Here is an 18,600-nt window from a genome sequence, read left to right on the forward strand (position 1 = left end):
AACCGTGTTGATCTGACACGGCTCGAGCCAGGGGCCGGTTCGTGGGGTTCACGCTCCCGGACCGGCCCTCACCTGGCACCGGACCGCGCGGTGGCCGGGTGGCCGGCGATGGCCGCGAGCCGCAGTTTGGTCTCGTCCTCGCTACCGGGTGCGGCCGTCATGATGACGATCTTGAGCTCGGAGTCGCCTTCGGACAGCACGTCGCAGTCCACCGTGACCGGGCCCACCGACGGGTGGTGGATCGTCTTGCGGTCCTCGCGGTGCGCGCCGACCTCGCCGGTCGCCCACAGTGCGGCGAACCGGCTGTTGCCGGCGTTCAGTTCGCCGACGAGCGCAGCCAGGCGGCGGTCCTGCGGGTAACGGCCGGTGGCGCGGCGCAGGTCGGAGACGACCGCGGCATCGGTGGCGTCGCGGTCGGTCTCGCTCACCGGCCACCGCGCGAGGTGAGGGGCGCTGCCGTCCAACGGGAACCTGTCCCGCGCGAAGTTGCGCAATCCGGCCGGTGACAGGGCGGGATCACCGAGCAGGGCCGCCCACCCGCGGTTCCACCACACCAGCTGCCAGTCCGCCGCGAACACGGCGGCCGCCGTGTCGCCGAGGCGGGCGAGCACCCGCTGCACGCCGGGTGGCAGGTGGTCGGAGATCAGGCCCGTCGTCGGTGCGACCAGCTGAGCGAGCCGGTACAGGTGGTCCCGCTCCGCGGTGGACAGCTGCAGGGCGCGCGCCAGGGACGCCACCACCGACGCCGAAGGGATCGTCGCCCGTCCCTGCTCGAGGCGCACGACGTAGTCGACCGACACCCCGGCGAGGTCGGCCAGCTCTTCCCGCCGCAGTCCCGCCGCCCGCCGTCCACGAGCCGAGCGCAGCCCGGCGGCCGACGGCGGCAGGCGATCCCGCCACACGCGGATCATCGCGCCGAGCTCGCTTCCGGATGTCCTCGCCACGACGTCCATCCTTCCGCCTGCGAGGCCGGTCGTCCTGGTACTGGTCTTCCTACCGTCGAGACGTTCCTGGTTCACGGCGCGGCGCAGGGCCAGCATCGAAAGCATGACGATCACGTTCATCACCGGAGCCAACAAGGGGCTCGGCCTCGAGACCGCCCGCCGCCTGATCGAGCTCGGCCACACCGTCCTGATCGGAGCTCGCGACCGGGCCCGTGGCGAGGAGGCCGCCGCCGCGCTCGGTGCGCGCCACGTTCCCATCGACGTGACCGAGGACGCGTCCGTGGCCGCCGCGGCGGCCGACGTAGGCCGCCACGAGGGCAGGATCGACGTCCTGATCAACAACGCCGGGGTGCACGGCGCCGCGGGGGGAGACCTCGGAGACCTCACCGGTGCCGATGCCCTGGCCGTCTTCCAGGTCAACGTCATCGGTGTCGTCCGCACCACGAGCGCCTTCCTGCCCCTGCTGCGGCGCTCGGACGACCCCGTGATCATCAACGTCGGTAGCGGCATGGGCTCCCTCGCCCTCACCCACGACCCGGACCGGCCCGAGTCGCGCGTCATCGCACCGCTGTACACCGCGTCGAAGGCGGCGCTGACGATGCTGACGACGCAGTACGCCAAGGGGCTGAAGGACGTCCGGGTCAACGCCGCGGACCCCGGCTACACCGCGACCGACCTCAACGGACACAGCGGCTTCCAGACCGTCACGGAGGGCACGGACGCGATCGTCGCCCTCGCCACGGAAGGTCCGGGCGCCGGGACCGGACGCTTCGTCTTCCGCGAGGGCGAGATCGCCTGGTCGTGACGCCGCCTCAGCCGGTCGACGCCGGACGGGCGGGCGTGAAGAGCCGGGCGACTTTCCAGCTCGGCTTCTTCGACGTCGTCGCTGTGTTCTGGCGAAGGCGCCTGCCGATCCGGTCGAACTCGGCTGCCATCTCCGCGGACGCGAGGAAGTCGTCCAAGGGGGCGGAGACCTCGTGGTCCACCGCTTCCAGCGACCGGATCGCCAGCTGCACGACGAACTCGGGGCCGCGGTCGACCAGGAAGCTCGCCCAGTGCTCCAGGGCCTCCAGCGCCCACAGCACCTGCGGTTCCATGTCGCCGTCGAACTCGGCCTCCGCCGCGTCCGCGAGGTCGCCGCCCGTGGTCAGCCGGACCACGGTCTCCGCGCCGAACCGGTGGCGCTTCTCGTCGGCGGCGGCCGTGACGAGTTCGCGGACGACCTGCTCCACTTCGTTGTAGTGCACGGCGTCATCCCACCAGCCCGGCCCGGCGCGCACTGATCTGTCCAGGTCGAGCACTGACACGCCGCATGACTTGCGGCGTGTCACGCACGTCCGGAGCGCGGCTCACTCCCCGCCGGTGATGTCGGCGAGGCTGCCGTCGGCGAGGTGCTCGCCGACCGAGCGCGGCAACAGGTAACCGCGACCCCCGCCGGGCTGGCCGTGCCAGGGCACCGTCGTCCCGGCCAGCACGCGCAGGTCGCGCGTCACCCGGTAGCGGCGTGATCCTTCGGCTTCCCGCTCGGCGCGCAACGACATCTCCGGGAACTCGGTGTTCGGGGTGAACACCAGGTTCCCGCCGGGACCGCCGTGCCGGACGACCTCCCGGCCCGCCATCAGCGTCACCATCCGCTTGTGCGTCAACAGGGTCAGCGGAGGCTCGCCGGGCAGGGGCTGGATCGGCCAGTCGTTGAGGGCGGCGACGGTGTTGGTGTCGGCACCGCCCGCGCGCAGGCGAGCGGGCAGGATCGTCAGCGTGCCGAGCAGGTACGCCCCGGCTTCGAACAGGGTCGGGAAGCGGCGCGCGGCGAAACTCCGCCCGCGTTCGTACTGCGCCACCTGCCACTCGTCGCCGGCGCGCTCGAGGCACCAGCTCTCGTCCACGGGTCCGTCGAGGCTGTACGCCCTCGGATGGATCCCGGCCTCCGACAGCGCCAAGGCGATCTGTGCCAGCTGTTTGCGGTCCCCTTCGGACAGCTCGGCCGGCGCCGGCTCGGCGGGCACCTCGCCGGTGAGCGCGGTGTGCGCCAGTGCCGCGGTCGCGGTGTCGACCGGCGGCGGGGTGAAGTTCGCCGCCCGGATGTGGTCGACCAGCTCGGGCTCCGGCGGCACGCCGTGCTTGGCCAGGTAGTGCGGGATCGACGCGGGCCACAGCCAGGTGCCGTCGGTGTGGAAACCCGCGGGGACGTCCGCCGCGCTGTCGGGCACGAAGAGGTCGGTGTCGTGTCCTCGGCCACCCAGCACGACGTGGGCCTCGTTGAGGTACCGCAGCACACCCGCGACCTCGTCGGCGGGTACCGGCGGGCGGTCGACCACCGGGCGGCCGTTCGCCTCGCGGCGATCGAACACCCGTGCCTCGCGGAACCGTGCGCGGGCGGCCAGCACCTGCTCGACGTCCGGCACGATCGCCCGCATCCAGTCCGGCACGAGCTCCGCCGGCCGGGGGAAGCGCCGCAGGTCGTCCAGCACGGCGGGCATCGGCGGCCTGGTGTTCCAGCCCGGGTCCTCGAGGGTGTAGCTCGTGGAGGTGCGCACCGGGAACTCGATGATCATCTGCGTGCCGGACCACGGACCCTTGCCGGCGGGGACCATCCTGGCCCGCATCGAGGCGAACTCCTCGGCCGCCGCGGCGGGCGGGTTCCACGGCCGGAGCTGCCCGTCCAGGCCCAGCACCTTGCCGGGCATCTCCACGAACGACCCCGCGGCGCGGTAGCCGACCCGGAGCTGGGTCCAGTCGCTGGGCGCGTGCATCAGCAGCAGGTCGGCGACGCGCCTCTCCAGGTCCCGCATCGAGCCGACGCCCGCGGGCTCCGTCTCCGGGGGGAGGCCGGGCATGCCGAGCCTGCGGCGCAACCAGTTCGGGATCTCCTCCTCCGGCCTGGGGAAGCGCTCCAGGTCCTTGCGCCACACCTCGTCGGGCACCGGCGGGTTCCAGAACGGGTCGTGCTGGAAGTTGTAGTACACGTGGTACTCGCTGGGCGGGTTCATGATGAACCGCGCCGAGAACCACGCGCCCCGCTCGGGCAGGTACATGAGCTCGCGCAGCGCCACGAACGCGTCCGCCGCCTCGGCCGGGGGATCCACCTGTGCCGTGGTTCCGTTGCCCAGCAACACCACCAGGCCGAAGTCCTGCGCGCTGGACGCCAGCGTCGCGATCAGGTCGAGCCTGGCCCACCCCTGCGGTGCGGCCTCCAGCAGTGCGATCCCGATCTGCTGGACCAGCTCCTCGTACCGACGCGCCTTCTCGGCGTCGGTCGCCGCGTGGTCCACATCAGACATTGTCAAATCTCCTGAGTTTGATTCGCGGGGATCCGTTGCGGTCGACCATCACGAAGCGCGAGTGCACCGTGTGCGGGACGGGGCCGCCGTCAGCCTGGAAATCATGCCAGGCGACCCTGTCGCCGGCGCGTTGGTCCCTGGCGGCCTGCATGTCCGCGCCGTACCAGGTCTGGCGGTTGTCCGGCGTGCCCTTGCCCTGGTTCTGCGTGGTGAGCTGCGGGAACTGGCCGACGGCGTCCGGGGTGGGCCGGGTCACCTGGTTCGGCTTGATGTGGCCGCCGTCGTAGCCGGCGCCGCCCACGTCGGCGACGATGCCCTGCGACCACTCGCTGCGGGTCGCTCTCCTGCTGGGACCGTAGGTGCGCTCGTCGGTCGCCTCGCCCGGCATGCCGTGGTCGTTGGTCACGATCACGTAGTCGCCGTCGAGGACGTACTGGCAGTTCGGGTGGAAGTTGTTGAGGTCCGGGTTGGCGTTGTCCCGCACGCCGCCGGGGCTCGAGACCGCCTCGACCGCCACCACCCGGCCGAAGCCGTTGGCGTCCGGCGGTCCTGTGTAGAACGTGCCGCGACCCGGGACCTCGAACATGGTGTCCGGCGGCAGGTTCGTGCGATCGCTGAAGGCCTCCCGGTGCCCGAGCGGCCCGAGCGGGTCGCCCGGTTGCGCGCCGGGGGCCGGGACCTGCACCGGGTTGTTCGGGTTGACGGTGTAGGGCGCCGTCCACTCCTGGTACCGCGGCGGGAACCCGTGGTCGTCGGTCGTGTACTGGTGCGTGGCCCCGTCGACGTCCACCCGGTAGGTCGTGTTCGGCGCCGGGTGCTCCACGTCGGGGTTGCCGCCGTCGCGGGTGTTGGGCGACTCGAGGTCGGCGTGCGTGATCACACCGCGGTTGTCGGTGTAGTAGGTGCCTCGGCCGTCCACTCGGTACGCGGTGTTGGGGGTGAGGCCCGGCCTGCCGACCAGCGGTTCGTTCGTCGCCAGCGGCCGCAACGGCTGACCCTGCGCGGCCGGGTCCGCCGCACCCCGGTCGTCGACCGGGATGGGGATCGGGTCGTTGCGGTTGCCGACCCTCGGCGGGAGGAAGCTCGACTGGATGAGCCCGCGCGACGGGTCTGCTGGAGCACCCGGAGTGGCCTGCGGGGTGACGCTGTCCGACGGGGTGCCGACGGGCAACCCGCCCGACCCGGTCGGGGCCATGTCCCCGGTGGGGGAGAAGGCGTTCCAGCCACCGTCCGGCGGGATCCTCGGGTAGGTGCGCCCGTCCGCGTCGACGTAGTCGGGGCTGGACGAGTACGGCGTGGTGTTGCCCTCGCCGGACCAGGCCCGCTCCGTGGGCGCGATGACCGTGGCTCCCGAGTTGCGCGCCAGGTCGGCGGCGAGGCCGTCCGGGTGCCGTCCCGCCTCGCACCCGACGAGCACGATCGGGTCGGTGCCGTTCCAGCCGAGCCCTCTCGCGAGCGCGGCCAGGTCGGCACCTTGGAGCTGCTGCCCGCCGACGTGGGCGCTCCTGCCGTCGCTGTGCACGTCGAGCACGAAGTGACCGGGGATCGGCGCGACCGCGTTCGCCGCGTTCCTGGTGCGCACGTCCGACGGGTCGAACAGCGCCCCGCCCGCCGGGGTGGCGAACCCGCTGGACTCGGCCAGCGGCCGCAGCCCTTCGGGAACGGCGTCCAGGTTCGGCATCCGGTCGGTGTCGCCGGGCGTGCCCGAGTCGTTGCCGGACGGCGTGCCGGGGTCGTTGCCGGACGGCGTGCCGGGGTCGGCGGGACTGTCCGGCGTGGTGTGCGCGAGGGCGTCCGGTGTCGGCGTGCCGTGGGTGTCGCCGAAGTCCGCGGGCAGGATCGGGTTGCCCGGCGGGGCGACGTGCACCTCCCGGATCGCGCCACTGGCGAGCAGCTGCTCGACGCTCGCGGTGTCGGGCAGGGTGAACTGGCGCCCGCCACCCGGCTGTCCCAGCGCGGGGGCCACGTCGGCGAGCTCGCCGCGCAACCCGTCCGGGTCCGCCACGACGTAGATGTGGTACCCGGCTTCGGCGTTGTCCGGGAAGATCGCCCGGTCGCGGTAGTGGTAGGGCTGCCCGTCGGGGCTCATCGGCGACAGGAACCGGCCGGTCTCCCCGCCGAACCGGTCGAGCACGGTCCCCGGCGGCAGGGTGATGTCGCGCTGCGACCCCGGAACCGCGCCACCGTGCGGCGGCCACTGGTTCGTCCGGTACGTCCCGTCCGGCCGGTGGTGCTGGTTGAAGTCGTCCCGATCGCTGTGCGACCCCCACGGGTCGTGGTCGCCGATGAGGTCACGGGTGCGCTGGTCGTAGCTGCCCATGCCGTTGGAGCGGTCCCCGCCCATCGGCACGTACTCGCCCATGTCGGCGAAGGGGTGCTCACCCTGGCGCGTCCCCAAATAGGTGAGCGGAACGCCGTTCTCGTCCACCCGCGGTCCGGGCGTCGGAGCGGGGCCGTCGGCGCTGTCCGTGGCCGGACCGTCCGCGTCCGCGTCGGGCGCGGGCCCGTCTCCGGCCTCTCCGGACAGGTCCGGTGCGGACCGGTCCACGTCACCGAGCCCGTCCGGAGACGGTCCCGTGTGGACGCCGGACGGTTGATCAGGTCCGGCCGCGGGGTCCCGGCCAGGCTCGCTCGTACCCGTTTCGGCCGGTCGGGTCGCTGGCGCGGGCTCGGCAGGCGCGGGGGTGTCCGGGCGGGGAGACGGGGCGGTGTCGGCTCGGGTGGGGGAGACGGTGTCGGGCCGGGTTGGCGGGGCGGTGTCGGGCCGGGTGGGGGAGACGGCGTCTGGCCGGGTAGGTGGGGTCGTGTCCGGGCGAGCAGACGAGGGTGTGTCCGGCCGGGTGGGCGAGACGGTGTCGGGCCGGGTGGGGGAGACCGCGTCTGGCCGGGTCGGTGGGGCCGTGTCCGGGCGGGTGGGCGAGACGGTGTCCGGGCGGGCAGCGGGTGCGGGCCTGGTGGTGCCGTCCGTCCGTTCAGGGGAGCGGCCGGCGTCCGGCAGACCAGCGGTGTCGTGCCTTGCGGGCACGTCGGGCCGAGTGGAGCCAGGCGGGGTCCAGATCGGCCGCTGACCGTCCGGTGCCCTCGTGGTGTCGGGCCTGAGCTGGTTCGGGCGCGGTTCGGGGCGGTGGCCGCCCGCGTCGGGGTGGGGGGACTGGCGAGCTGGGCCACCCTGCTGTGGCGTCCCAGGTGCCGTCGGCGACCCTCCGAACGCAGAGGGCCCGCCGAAGGCATTCGGCCCGCCGAACGTGCCCGGTGCGCCACCGCGTTGCTCGGAGGCTCCGGTGGGCGGCATCCCGCCGTCGGTGCGTCCCGTGTTCCACAAGGCCTGCGGCGGCGTGGTGTCCGCTCGGCTGCTGGAGGTCGCGCCCGCGTCCGGGCGCGGCGACCCGCCCGCCGCGGCAAAGGAGGGGGAGGGCCCACCCATCCCGAAACCGGTACCCGGACCCGTGGGCGACCCGCCCTGCGGGCCGTTGCCGCTCGGCGCCGGGTGGGCGCCGGGACCGTTCGCCGGGACTCCTCCACCGGCTGTTCCCGATCCCGGACCGCCGCCCAGTGGTCCTGGCGCGTTGCCGGGCGTTGCCGTGCCACCGAACCCGCCGCTGCCCGGCCCACCGGCCGGGGCAGGCCCCGCGGGAACGCCCTGTCCGCCCGTGCCGAAGTTCCCCGGTCCACCTGAGTTGCCTGGCCCACCGGGGTTGCCTGGCCCGGCGAAGTTGGCCGGTCCGCCGGGGTTGCCCGGTCCACCGGGGTTGCCTGGTCCACCGGGGTTGCCTGGTCCACCGGGGTTGCCTGGTCCACCGGGGTTGCCTGGCCCGGCGAAGTTGGCGGGTCCGCCGGGATTGCCCGGTCCACCGGAGTTGCCTGGCCCACCGAAGTTGGCCGGTCCAACGGAGTTGCCTGGACCACCGGGATTGCTCGGCCCACCAGAGTTGCCCGGTCCGCCGAAGTTGGCCGGTGCGCCTGGGCCTCCGGGTGCACCGGTGCCGCTCGGGCCGCCTGAGCCACCGGGGGTGCCCGGCCCGCCGTGTCCGGGCAGGCTCCCGTGGCTGCCCGGCGCAGGGGAGCCGTATCCGCCTGACGAGCCAGGTCCGCCGGTGCCGTGAGATCCGGGCGTGCTCGACGAGGCCGCGTTACCCGGTGCGCCCGGAGCGCTGCCACCAGGGCCGCCCGGTGCGTTCGAGACGTGGCTTCCGTGTCCGCTCGGGCCGGGACCACCTGACGAGGAGTGGCTTCCCGGAGCACTGTGAGTGCCGGGTCCGTGTGCGCCGCCCCCGGTGCCGCCCGGCGTGGGACCGCCGAGGCCGCTCGGACCCGTCGGCGTGAAGCCGGCCGGTCGCGAGGTGCCGCCTGACGGGCTGCCGCCTGACGGGCTGCCGCCTGACGGGCTGCCACCCGACGGGCTGCCACCGGCCGGGTTCCCGCCCGGCGCACCGCCGGACGGAACGCCGCCCACGGGCATCCCGCCACCTCCGAACGGCGCGGGTCCACCGGAGGCGGGGGAGCCGGGTTGGGGCTGCGATGCCGGTGCGTGCGGAACGGGCGGAGCTGGTGGAGCAGCGGCCGCGGCACTGGTCTCGGAATGCGTGCCGGTACCCCTCGGAGCGTTCGAGGGCGCCGATGGCTCGCCGGAAGGCCCGCCCGACGGCCCGCCGGACGGTCCGCCAGAGGGGCCGCCAGAGGGGCCGCCGGACGGCCCGCCCGAGGGTCCACCGGAAGGCCCGCCGGGCGGTCCGCCGGGCGGCCCACCGGACGGCCCACCGGGCGGACCTCCCGGCGGCTCACCCGGTCCGTCACCGATGTTCGGTGCCGTCGGCGTGTCGTAGTGCGATTTCGCCCCGCCGATGCCGCCGGAAACGCCACCGGAGACGCCGCTGCGCGCGAGGTCGCCCGCGGTGATGTCCTGGCCGGTGACCGCCGCGTTCGCCACCGTGGAAGCGACACCCTCGACGCCACCGCGCACGGCGCCCTCGACGACGTTGCCGCCGAGACCGGTCGCCTTGGTCGGGACGAAGTCCATGCCGCCACCGATCGCGCCGGAGATGGCTCCGGAGAGCGCGGCGCCGCCGGTCTTGCTCCAGTCCCAGCTCTTGCGGTCGCCCTTGGCGAACTGGATGCCCTGGATCGCCGCGTCGATGGCGACCTCGGTGAGCATCTCGCGCAGGATCGCGGTGATCAGCTTGCGGAAGATCATCTGGACGGTGATGCGGGTGGCCGCCTGGGCGATCGGGATGCCCGCCGTGGACGCGCCGAACGTGCCGAAGGCCGCCGCGATCAGAGCCGCGATCTCGATGGCGAGCATGATCAGCGCGGCGATGATGGCGTACTTGGCGTACTCCACTTCCAGCGCGGTGTTGTCGCACGAGTCGGCGAGGCCGTCGCAGGACTCCTTCAGCTTCACCAGGTAGGCGTCCGCGCCGTCGACGAACTTCTTCCAGTACTCCTGGAAGGCGTCGGCGGCCTGGCCCTCCATGGCGCCGAACGACTTCGTGGCGGCGTTTCCGGCCTGCGTGATGACCTCGTCGATGTCGGCGGACGCCGCCCGCCAGGCCTCGCCGAGTGCTCTCAGCTTGTCCTCATCGCCCTCGGGCCAGCTCTCGCCGACGACGATGGGGAACAGCCAGGTGATCTCCGATGGAATGGTGATCGACATGATCCCCGTTCAACCCCCTACAGCGCGCCGAGGCCACCGCTGCTGTTCTTGTCGGTGTCCTGATGCGTGTTGGCGGTCTCGTTCAGCGCGGTCTTGATCGCCTGGATCGCCTCGCTCAGCTGGCTGAACGCCTTGAGCGTGCCCTCCGCGGCGGGCAGGTACTCCTTGGAGAACTGCTGCCCTGACTCGTCGCCGCCCCAGCAGGCACCCTGCGCGGAAAGCGCGCTGGAGAGCGTGCCGCCCGCCTCGGAGAGCATCTCCGCGGCCACTCCGAACGCGCCGGCGCCCGCCCGGACCTCGTCGTGCTGAATCCGGAAAGAGCCGGTCATCGCGGACCCTTGAGCACGCTGCCGAAGCCTTCGTCGTCGTCGGGATCGTCATCGCGCGCTCGCCTGCCCCGCTGCGGCGGTGCCTCGGCACCGGGCGGAGGCGGAGGCGGCCGCAACAGGTCGGCGAAGGAGGGCGCACCCTCGACCAGTTCGGACAGGTCGGTCTGACCCTGCAGCGGCGCGAGCACGCCCTCGACCTGCTCACGCGCCGACCGGGCCGCGGTCTGCGCGGTCTCGATCACCGAGCGCGCCAGCTTCTCCGGCGTCGACCGCTGAAACGCGGCAGGAGCGAACCGGAGGTCCGTGAGCACCCCGGCCGGATTCACCTGGACCTGGACCAGCCCGTCCGGCGAGGTGGCCGCCCCGGTCACGGCGGCCGCACGGGCCTGCGCACCGGCGAACTCGCTCGTGCGGCGACGCAGGTCGGCCATCAAGTTGTCGACGTTCTCCCGCATGGCGGCGTTGCGCGCTTCCAGCTCAGCCCTACGCGCGGCAGCGTCACTCATGTGTCCCCTCCCCTGACTGTCGAAGGACACACGCACGCATCCCGAAAGTACGGACACCAACTTAGCGAGTCGGCCGCGCTCGCCTCAGCGGTTTCGCGATGATGACCTGAAGTCGGCTCCGGAGGGGACCGTACATCGCGCGACCGCCCGCTGCCGCCGCAACTCCGGCCCTGGACTCGGTCCGCCTCGGAGCGCGCTGGCCGCGGCTATGAGGGGAACGGCCTCCAGTGCCCCTCGGAGACGATCTCGACGGTGCCGCCGGCCACCTTGATGGCCGTCTGGTCGTCGATCGCGTACGCCGGACCCGCGATCTCGGCTGCCCATTTCTCGGCAGCGGCCATGGTGTTCTCCGGTACGAGACCCAGGTGCGGGAAGATCGAGAAGTCGACGACCCCGAGAGTGCCGTCACCCCCGTCAGGTGATGTCCACCCGACGAAGTCGTCACCGATCCGGGGAGTCATCACCATGCTGCCGGCACTCAGCCCCACCCACACGGTGTCCTGCAGCGACGGCAGAAGGTCCGCCAGCCCGGACTGCCGCATCCAGTGGCACAGGTACAGCGCATCACCGCCGCCCACCAGCAGGACGTCGGCCTCCCGCACCCAGGGGACCCACCGCTGTTCACCGACGCTGGGCAACGCCGTCAGCTCCAGGACGCCCAGCGACTTCCACCCCAGATCGCACATGGGCAGTGGCGACTGGCCGGTGATGAAGTTCCAGGCCGAGGCCGGCCCGCCGTAACGGCTGCCGTACGTCGCCGTGGGAATGCACAGAGCGCTGGAGTCGGCGATCGGCCTGCCCAGCAGGTCGACCAGCGCATCGCGGATGCTCGGGTTCGTGACGCCTGCGGACGTGAGAAGAAGCCTCACGTTTGCCTCCTGTACGTAGCCGTCGTGACGCGCTGCCAGAGAGTCACGCATCGGGTGTACAGGAAGACAGACGGGACACCACGGCGAAACTCATCGCTGTTGCGATCCCGAGCCCCGCACGCACATCAGCCGGCACATGACCTGCGGCAAAGGAAGAATGAGTCAGGTGTTGTCGGCCGGGTCGCTGTGAACGGCCTTGCCTTCGATGTTCTTGCGCAGGACGCCGTCCAGGTCGAGCTTGGCCGTGTCCACCGGAGCGACGGTCACCCACTGGCGGCTGCGGATCAACGGCACCATTGACGATCCGGTCGGGCGGGACTGCACCTCTTCGCCACGCGCGACCCGAGCCGCAACGCATTTTGATCGCTCCTCGACACAGACAAGTCGTGCTCGTGCACGGCATCGCGAGGCACTCCACCGGCCGCGTCCACGCGGCGATATTCGATCGCTGCCACCCGGCCCTCTGCGGCAGCATGAGGAAGCTGGGGTGTCCGGAGGGGGTCGGATGGTGGTGCCAGAATCGGAGAGGCCGGTCCGCAAGAACGCGGTGCCGCTCGCTCTGCGGCTGTACGCAAAGGAGTTGCGGCGCCACGGTTTCATGTCCGCGGGAGCACTCGTGTCGCCCGCGCTGGGCGTCACGTGTCAGCTCTATCTCGCGCCGTTGGCGGTGGGCGGGCTCGTGGGCAAGCTCGCGGGTGGTGGCGACACGAGCCTCGGCGCCGTCCTGCCGTACGTGCTGGCCTTCGGCGGTTTCATGCTGCTGTCGGAACTGTTGTGGCGCATAGGTCTGCACTGCCTCAACCGCGTGGACGGCCGCGGGATCGAGAACCTGTCCGCCCTCGCGATGGACGAGCTGCTGGGAAAGGACGCGGCGTTCTTCCACGACAACTTCGCCGGGTCGCTCACCAAACGGGTGCTGAGTTTCGCGTTCCGCTTCGAGGACTTCGTGGACACGCTGGCGTTCAAGATCTTCGCCAACGTCATCCCGCTGGGTTTCGCGTGCGTCGTGCTGTGGAGTTACAACCCGGTGCTCGTCGCGGTGCTGATCGGCCTGATCCTGGTCACGGGATGTGTGGTCGCGCCGCTCATCCGCCACCGCCAGCGGCTGGTCGACCAGCGCGAGGCCGCCATCGCCCAGGTGTCCGGCCACGTCTCGGACACGCTCACGAACATGGAGACGGTGCGGGCGTTCGCCGCCGAGCGGCGCGAGGGCGCGGAGCACCGGACCCGTGCCGCCAGGCAGCGAACGCTGGCACTGCGGTCGTGGGACTACAACAACCTGCGCATCGACACCGTCATCGCGCCGCTGTCCGTGCTCACCAACGTGCTCGGCCTCGTGGTCGCGATCGGGGTCAGCGACGGGCTCGGCGTGGAGGCGATCGTGGTGACGTTCGCCTACTTCGGGAACGCGACGCGGATCATGTTCGAGTTCAACCAGATCTACCGGCAGGTGGAGAGTGCGCTCACCGAGGCGGCTCAGTTCACCGAACTGCTGCTCGACCCGCCGACCGTGCTCGACCCGAAGCACCCGGAACCGTTGCGCGTGAACGACTCCCAGGTCCGGTTCGAGAACGTCGTGTTCACGCACGGCGGTGGCGAGCCGTTGTTCGACGGGCTCGACCTGGACATCCCCGCGGGCACGTGGATAGGGCTCGTCGGCCGCTCCGGCGGCGGCAAGACCACGCTCACCCGGCTGCTCCTGCGGCTGATGGACGTCGATCGGGGCCGCGTCCTCATCGGCGGCCAGGACATCGCCCGCCTGAGTCAGGCCGACCTGCGCGGCCTGATCGGGTACGTGCCCCAGGACCCGGCCATGTTCCACCGGACGCTGCGCGAGAACATCGCGTTCGCACGGCCTGGCGCGACCGACGCCGAGATCCACCGCGCCGCGCACGCCGCGCACGTGACCGAGTTCGTGGACGCGCTGCCCGACGGGTTCGACACGATGGTCGGCGAGCGCGGCATCAAACTGTCCGGCGGACAGCGGCAACGGGTCGCGCTGGCCCGCGCCATCCTGCGTGACGCGCCGATCCTGCTGCTGGACGAGGCGACCAGCGCGCTGGACTCGGAGAGCGAGGTGCTGGTCCAGGAGGCGCTGTGGCGGCTCATGGAGGGCCGCACCGCGATCGTCGTGGCGCACCGGCTGAGCACGGTCGTGCGGATGGATCGGCTGATCGTGCTCGACCGGGGGCGGATCGTCGAACAGGGCACCCACGCGGAGCTGCTCGACGCCGAGGGGACGTACGCGAAGCTGTGGCGCCACCAGTCCGGCGGCTTCCTCGACGAGGCGGTCGGTACTCGTTGACCGGTCCTCGCGACTGGTCGACGAGCGCGAACCCACGAGCCGTTGGTGAGCTGCGCCACGGACCCTCACCGGAACGGGTCGAGCGGATGCGTCGGCGGTGGTTTTTGTCAGTGTCGTGTGGACACTGGAGGAGTGAGCACCTCGACACCGTTGCTGAACCCGACCCGCATCTACGTGGAGCCCGCCGCGGCGCTGCTGCCACGAGGTCGTGAGGTGCTCGACAGGTTCCCCGGCGCGGAGCGGGTCGAGGTCGACAGCCACTGGCGCATTCCCGAGTTGCACGGCGACGAGGCCAACGCGCGGCGCTGGGTGCGGATCAAGAGCGAGGCGCTGGTGCTCGGGGTGAAGAAGTCCCTCAGCGCGCGGCCCAACGGGCGCTCGGCGCACTTCATCGCCCCGTCCACGGCCAACGGGTGCGCGATGGCCTGTGCCTATTGCTACGTGCCCCGGCGCAAGGGCTACTCGAACCCGATCACGGTGTTCGCGAACATCGAGCAGATCACCGGCTACCTGACCCGCCACGTCGCCAGGCAGGGCCCGATGACCGAGCCCGGCCAGATCGACGACCAGGCGTGGGTCTACGACATCGGTGAGAACTCCGACTGCTCGGTGGACGCGATGGTCAGCGACAACGTGAGGGACCTGGTGCGGCTGTTCCGCGACCTGCCCACCGCGAAGGCGTCCTTCGCGACGAAGTACGTCAACCGCGACCTGCTGGAGTGGGATCCGCGGCGCCGTACCCGCATCCGGTTCTCACTGATGCCCGAACGCGCCGCGAAACTGCTCGACATCCGCACCACCCCCGTCGCGGAACGCCTCGCCGCTCTCGACGACTTCCACGCCGCCGGCTACGAGGTGCACGTGAACCTCAGCCCGATCGTCGTGTACGACGGCTGGCTCGAGGACTGGCGGCAGCTGCTCGAGTCGCTCGGGGACGCGACCTCCGCGGCCACTCGCGAGCAGCTGGCCGCCGAAGTCATCATGCTCACCCACAACCGGCCGCTGCACGAGGTGAACCTGCGCTGGCACCCGCGGGCCGAGGACCTCCTGTGGCGCCCCGAGCTGCAGGAGGTCAAACGCAGCGAGGGCGGCGGGGTCAACGTCCGTTACCGGCGGGGACTGAAGCGGGAACTCCTCGACTCCTTCCTCGCACTGGCCGAGGCACACGCCCCGTACCTGCGGGTCCGGTACGCCTTCTGAGCAAGGGGCCCGCTCGCGGCGTCATCCGGCGGGGTGCAGCTGCCCCTGGAAGTAGGTCCGCTTCGCGACCTTCTTCCCGCTGTGCATCGCTTCCAGCATCAGCACCGTCGTCTCCGCCAGCCGGTCGGCGTCTTGGACCACCGTGGCGCGCAACGGGCTGGTGCCCTTGTCGATCAGCGCCTTGGCCTCGGCGATGCCGTCGATGCCGATCACCGCGGTGTCCCGGGTGGCTGTCGACGGAGTCGATGCGATGGCGTCCACCGCGCCCAGCGCCATCTCGTCGTTGGTGCAGAACACCGCGTCCAGCCGAAGTTCCCGCGCGTCGAGACGGCGGATCTGGGCACGAACGGCGTCGTGTGCGCGAGAACGCTGGAAGCTGCAGTCGGGCAGTTCGGTGATCGACACGTCCGGGATGGCGCTCTGCAGCACCTTGCGGCACTGCTCCTGCCTGGCGGCGTGCTCCCGGCTGGCGATGATCAGCACATGAGGTCGCGTCAGGCCGCGCTGCCGCAGGTGCTCCACCAGCCAGGTGCCCGCGAGGTCACCGAGCTGAGCGCTCCGGTACCCGACGTACACGGCGTTGGCGGGATACTCGTCTTCGTGTTCGAACGGCTCGATGTCGGTGAACACGACCGGCAGACCCGACGCCGCGCAGAACTCGGTCAGCGTCGCCCGCTGCTGGTCCACCGCTGTGGCGACCACGATGCCGCCCATGTAGGCCGTGCGGCGGTCCTGCACCCTGTTCAGCAGATGGGTCTGCGCCGACGCGTCGTAGTCACAGGCGGGCAGCTTGAGCACCATGTCGACGCCATCGCGGTCGAGCCTGCCGTGCAGGCGCCGGACCAGACCGGCCAGCCAGTACTTCTGTTCGAAGGCGGGCACCACCACGAAGACCTGCCGCGCCCGGCCACGTCCGCGGCCCACCTTTCGCAGCAGCACGAGGGAAATCGCGACCAGCGCAGCGGCCACGGCCAAGGACCACAGCGGCACCGAGCTCGTCAGCAGTCCGCTGCGAGCCAGCGCGACGGTTCCCGCGACGATGAGCCCGCTCGCCACCGAAGTCACCACGGTGAAGCGCGCCGGCGTGCGATCCCGGTCGAGTAACGCCATTGGCGAATCCTTCCGACGCCGACGAGATCGTCAGCGTCCCACAGCACAGCCGGCCGGTAGTGCGGATCAGCTCGCCGGCACCCGCCGAGCCGGCTCCCACCATTCGATGCGTTCGATCGTCGTTTCTTGACCGTGAGGGACGAGCACTGTTAGGACTGATCGCTGGGAGCGCTCCCGGAATGTTGTCTCAACCCTGAGCGAGATCAACTTCGTGGAGATGCCATGACAGCACGTCGAGACGAGTCAAAAACCCCTGGTTCGCAGCCCTTGAGCCGGCGGACGTTGCTCGCGGCCGGCGCCGCGCTACCGGTGCTGGCGGTGGGGACACCTGCCGCGGCGGCCACCTCGGTGGTCGTCGAGCCGTCGAACGTGCAGCAGACGATCCTGGGTTTCGGCGGTATGAACCACACCGTCTGGATCAACGATCTCACCGCCGCTCAACGGGAAACGGCGTTCGGCAACGGCGCGGGCCAGCTCGGATTCACCGTGCTGCGCATTCCAGTGCACGAGGACCGGGCCAACTGGAGTCGTGAGGTCGCCACGGCGAGGCGTGCGGTCGAACTCGGGGCCAAGGTCATCGCCTCGCCGTGGAACCCGCCCGCCTCGATGACCGAGACCTTCTCCGGCGGCAAGCGGCTGCGTTACGCCTCTTACGGCGCCTATGCGCAGCACCTGAACGACTTCTCCGCGTTCATGGCGAACAACGGGGTGAACCTGTACGGCATCTCGGTCCAGAACGAGCCGGACTACGCGCAGGAATGGACGGCGTGGACCCCGGGCGAGATCGTCAGGTTCCTGCGCGAGAACGCGGGCGCGATCAACACCAGGGTGATCGCCCCCGAGTCGTTCCAGTACCGCAAGAACCTCTCCGACCCCATCCTCAACGACCCCGCCGCGCTGGCGAACGTGGACATCATCGGCGCGCACCTCTACGGCACCCAGACCGCGGACTTCCCGTACCCGCTCTTCCGGCAGAAGGGCAACGGCAAGGAGCTGTGGATGACCGAGGTCTACCACCCCAACAGCAGCGACTCCGCCGACCTGTGGCCGCAGGCGCTCGACGTGGGCGAGCACGTCCACCGCGCGTTGGTGGACGGCCGGTTCCAGACCTACGTGTGGTGGTACATCCGCCGCTCCTACGGTCCGATGCGCGAGGACGGGCAGATCAGCAAGCGCGGCGCCAACATGGCGCACTTCTCGAAGTGGGTTCGCCCCGGCTACTCGCGGATCACCGCCACCGCGAACCCGCAGTCGAACGTCTACATCTCTGCGTTCAGGAGCGGGTCCAGGATCGTGATCGTCGCGATCAACAAGAACACGTCACCGGTGGACCACGTGTTCACCATCCGGGACACCGGTTCCGCGACGATCTCGACCTGGCTGACGAGCGCAAGCGCGACTCTCGCGCACTACAACGACTTCACCATGTCGAACGGGTCGTTCAACGCTCAGTTGCCTGCCCGCAGCATCAGGACGTTCGTCCTGAACTGAGGCGGCCTCGGGCGACCAGCCGGGATGGTCGCCGTCCCGCGTCCGGTCCGCTCAGTTCCACTGCAGACGGTCGGAGAGGCCCGCGGCGGCGAAGGCGGCGGTGAGGTCGTCGCGGCCCTCGGTGAAGTGGGCCCAGCCCTCGTAGTGGACCGGAACCACCCGGCGAGCGCCGAGGGTCTTGGTGGCTTGTGCGGCCTGGGCGCTGTCCAGGACGAGCGGTCGGCCGTCGAAGAGACCGGCGAAGCGCGGGGCACCCGCGAAGAGCACGGCGGTGTCGATCGGGCCGAACCGCTCGGCGATCTGCTCGACGGCGTCGAGCGAGGCGTTGTCGCCGCTGACGTAGACCGCCGGCAGGCCGTCCCCGGTCAGGACGAAACCGACGACCTGGCCGGTGAACGGTTCGATGTCCTCACGGCTGCCGGGACCGTGGACGGCGGGCACGCCGGTCACGGTCACCGTGCCGCCGTCAGGACGGTCCAGCTGGACGGACTCCCAGTCGGCCAGCCCCTTGGTCCCGGCCCCGAGGCGCTGCTCGGCACCGGGAGTGCTGAGCGTGAGCGGGACGTCGGCGAGGAGGGCCCGTCCGGCGTTGTCCAGGTTGTCGGCGTGCTCGTCGTGGGAGAGCAGCACCACGTCGATGCGGCCCAAGTCGGCGGGCGCGACCTGGGAGTGCCCGGTCTTGGTCAGGACCGCGCCCCCGCCGGCCGGGTAGTCGCCCGGTCCGTCGAAGGTCGGGTCGGTCAGGAACCGCAGGCCGCCGTACTCGAAGAGGGCGGTCGGGCCGCCGAAGGTCTGGACGGGGAACTGGTCTGCGGCCAGGGGAGCGGAAGTCACGAGAAGGTTCCTCACGGTTTGGGTATGCGTTATCCGTGAGGCTGACGGTAGTGTTTCTCACGGACTGAAGCAAGCCGTACC

Annotated in this window: 14 protein-coding genes; 4 read left to right on the plus strand and 10 right to left on the minus strand. The window is 71.3% G+C overall.

Annotated features, from left to right (window positions below; genetic code table 11):
• Positions 1-68 precede the first annotated feature (68 nt).
• Positions 69-953, minus strand: a complete 885-nt coding sequence (locus tag AB0M48_RS25445; RefSeq protein ID WP_363846585.1) for a helix-turn-helix transcriptional regulator — start codon at positions 951-953, stop codon at positions 69-71.
• A gap of 94 nt (positions 954-1,047) precedes the next feature.
• Here AB0M48_RS25445 and AB0M48_RS25450 point away from each other — a divergent pair, with 94 nt between their 5' ends.
• Positions 1,048-1,749, plus strand: coding sequence for an SDR family NAD(P)-dependent oxidoreductase (locus AB0M48_RS25450; protein WP_363846444.1), 702 nt, complete (start codon positions 1,048-1,050; stop codon positions 1,747-1,749).
• 7 nt (positions 1,750-1,756) lie between these two features.
• Here the strand turns inward: AB0M48_RS25450 and AB0M48_RS25455 are convergent, their stop codons facing one another.
• The 7 genes from AB0M48_RS25455 to AB0M48_RS25485 all read right to left on the minus strand — a co-directional run bounded on the left by AB0M48_RS25455 (position 1,757) and on the right by AB0M48_RS25485 (position 11,876).
• Positions 1,757-2,251, minus strand: a complete 495-nt coding sequence (locus tag AB0M48_RS25455) for a hypothetical protein (RefSeq protein ID WP_363846446.1) — start codon at positions 2,249-2,251, stop codon at positions 1,757-1,759.
• 42 nt (positions 2,252-2,293) lie between these two features.
• Positions 2,294-4,225 (minus strand): TNT domain-containing protein, encoded by a 1,932-nt coding sequence (locus AB0M48_RS25460; protein ID WP_363846448.1) that lies wholly within the window; start codon positions 4,223-4,225, stop codon positions 2,294-2,296.
• Positions 4,218-9,875: a glycohydrolase toxin TNT-related protein gene (locus tag AB0M48_RS25465; protein ID WP_363846450.1), complete on the minus strand. Its 5,658-nt coding sequence runs from the start codon at positions 9,873-9,875 to the stop codon at positions 4,218-4,220. Before AB0M48_RS25465 ends, AB0M48_RS25460 begins: the two co-directional genes overlap by 8 nt.
• A gap of 17 nt (positions 9,876-9,892) precedes the next feature.
• On the minus strand, positions 9,893-10,204 hold the full coding sequence (locus tag AB0M48_RS25470; RefSeq protein ID WP_363846452.1) for a hypothetical protein: 312 nt from the start codon (positions 10,202-10,204) through the stop codon (positions 9,893-9,895).
• Positions 10,201-10,710, minus strand: coding sequence for a YbaB/EbfC family nucleoid-associated protein (locus AB0M48_RS25475; protein ID WP_363846454.1), 510 nt, complete (start codon positions 10,708-10,710; stop codon positions 10,201-10,203). The genes AB0M48_RS25470 and AB0M48_RS25475 overlap by 4 nt, the downstream gene beginning before the upstream one ends.
• A 206-nt stretch (positions 10,711-10,916) precedes the next feature.
• A complete protein-coding gene (locus tag AB0M48_RS25480; protein WP_363846456.1) occupies positions 10,917-11,579 on the minus strand; it encodes a Type 1 glutamine amidotransferase-like domain-containing protein in 663 nt (220 codons plus the stop codon).
• 162 nt (positions 11,580-11,741) lie between these two features.
• On the minus strand, positions 11,742-11,876 hold the full coding sequence (locus tag AB0M48_RS25485) for a hypothetical protein (RefSeq protein ID WP_363846458.1): 135 nt from the start codon (positions 11,874-11,876) through the stop codon (positions 11,742-11,744).
• A gap of 208 nt (positions 11,877-12,084) precedes the next feature.
• Between AB0M48_RS25485 and AB0M48_RS25490 the strand changes: the two genes are divergently transcribed.
• Together AB0M48_RS25490 and AB0M48_RS25495 are read left to right on the plus strand one after the other, a co-directional pair.
• Positions 12,085-13,884 carry an ABC transporter ATP-binding protein gene (locus AB0M48_RS25490; RefSeq protein ID WP_363846460.1) on the plus strand — a complete coding sequence of 600 codons (1,800 nt, stop codon included), beginning with the start codon at positions 12,085-12,087 and terminating at the stop codon, positions 13,882-13,884.
• Positions 13,885-14,016: 132 nt separating this feature from the next.
• Positions 14,017-15,084, plus strand: a complete 1,068-nt coding sequence (locus AB0M48_RS25495; protein WP_363846462.1) for a spore photoproduct lyase family protein — start codon at positions 14,017-14,019, stop codon at positions 15,082-15,084.
• 21 nt (positions 15,085-15,105) lie between these two features.
• Here the strand turns inward: AB0M48_RS25495 and AB0M48_RS25500 are convergent, their stop codons facing one another.
• Positions 15,106-16,194: a substrate-binding domain-containing protein gene (locus AB0M48_RS25500; RefSeq protein WP_363846464.1), complete on the minus strand. Its 1,089-nt coding sequence runs from the start codon at positions 16,192-16,194 to the stop codon at positions 15,106-15,108.
• Between the two features lie 222 nt (positions 16,195-16,416).
• Here AB0M48_RS25500 and AB0M48_RS25505 point away from each other — a divergent pair, with 222 nt between their 5' ends.
• Positions 16,417-17,685, plus strand: a complete 1,269-nt coding sequence (locus AB0M48_RS25505; protein ID WP_363846465.1) for a glycoside hydrolase family 30 beta sandwich domain-containing protein — start codon at positions 16,417-16,419, stop codon at positions 17,683-17,685.
• Between the two features lie 51 nt (positions 17,686-17,736).
• Here the strand turns inward: AB0M48_RS25505 and AB0M48_RS25510 are convergent, their stop codons facing one another.
• Complete coding sequence (locus AB0M48_RS25510) at positions 17,737-18,519, minus strand: MBL fold metallo-hydrolase (RefSeq protein ID WP_363846467.1); 783 nt, start codon at positions 18,517-18,519, stop codon at positions 17,737-17,739.
• Between the last annotated feature and the right edge of the window lie 81 nt (positions 18,520-18,600).

The organism is Lentzea sp. NPDC051208 (assembly GCF_040682435.1).
In the GTDB taxonomy this organism is placed as follows: domain Bacteria; phylum Actinomycetota; class Actinomycetes; order Mycobacteriales; family Pseudonocardiaceae; genus Lentzea; species Lentzea kristufekii.

Excerpts from the sequence above, each read along its gene's own strand:
- AB0M48_RS25500 (WP_363846464.1), bottom strand. The coding sequence starts at position 16,194 with ATGGCGTTACTCGACCGGGATCGCACGCCGGCGCGCTTCACCGTGGTG.
- AB0M48_RS25505 (WP_363846465.1), top strand. The coding sequence starts at position 16,417 with ATGACAGCACGTCGAGACGAGTCAAAAACCCCTGGTTCGCAGCCCTTG.
- AB0M48_RS25485 (WP_363846458.1), bottom strand. The coding sequence starts at position 11,876 with ATGGTGCCGTTGATCCGCAGCCGCCAGTGGGTGACCGTCGCTCCGGTG.
- AB0M48_RS25450 (WP_363846444.1), top strand. The coding sequence starts at position 1,048 with ATGACGATCACGTTCATCACCGGAGCCAACAAGGGGCTCGGCCTCGAG.
- AB0M48_RS25475 (WP_363846454.1), bottom strand. The coding sequence starts at position 10,710 with ATGAGTGACGCTGCCGCGCGTAGGGCTGAGCTGGAAGCGCGCAACGCC.
- AB0M48_RS25460 (WP_363846448.1), bottom strand. The coding sequence starts at position 4,225 with ATGTCTGATGTGGACCACGCGGCGACCGACGCCGAGAAGGCGCGTCGG.
- AB0M48_RS25465 (WP_363846450.1), bottom strand. The coding sequence starts at position 9,875 with ATGTCGATCACCATTCCATCGGAGATCACCTGGCTGTTCCCCATCGTC.
- AB0M48_RS25470 (WP_363846452.1), bottom strand. The coding sequence starts at position 10,204 with ATGACCGGCTCTTTCCGGATTCAGCACGACGAGGTCCGGGCGGGCGCC.
- AB0M48_RS25490 (WP_363846460.1), top strand. The coding sequence starts at position 12,085 with ATGGTGGTGCCAGAATCGGAGAGGCCGGTCCGCAAGAACGCGGTGCCG.
- AB0M48_RS25445 (WP_363846585.1), bottom strand. The coding sequence starts at position 953 with ATGGACGTCGTGGCGAGGACATCCGGAAGCGAGCTCGGCGCGATGATC.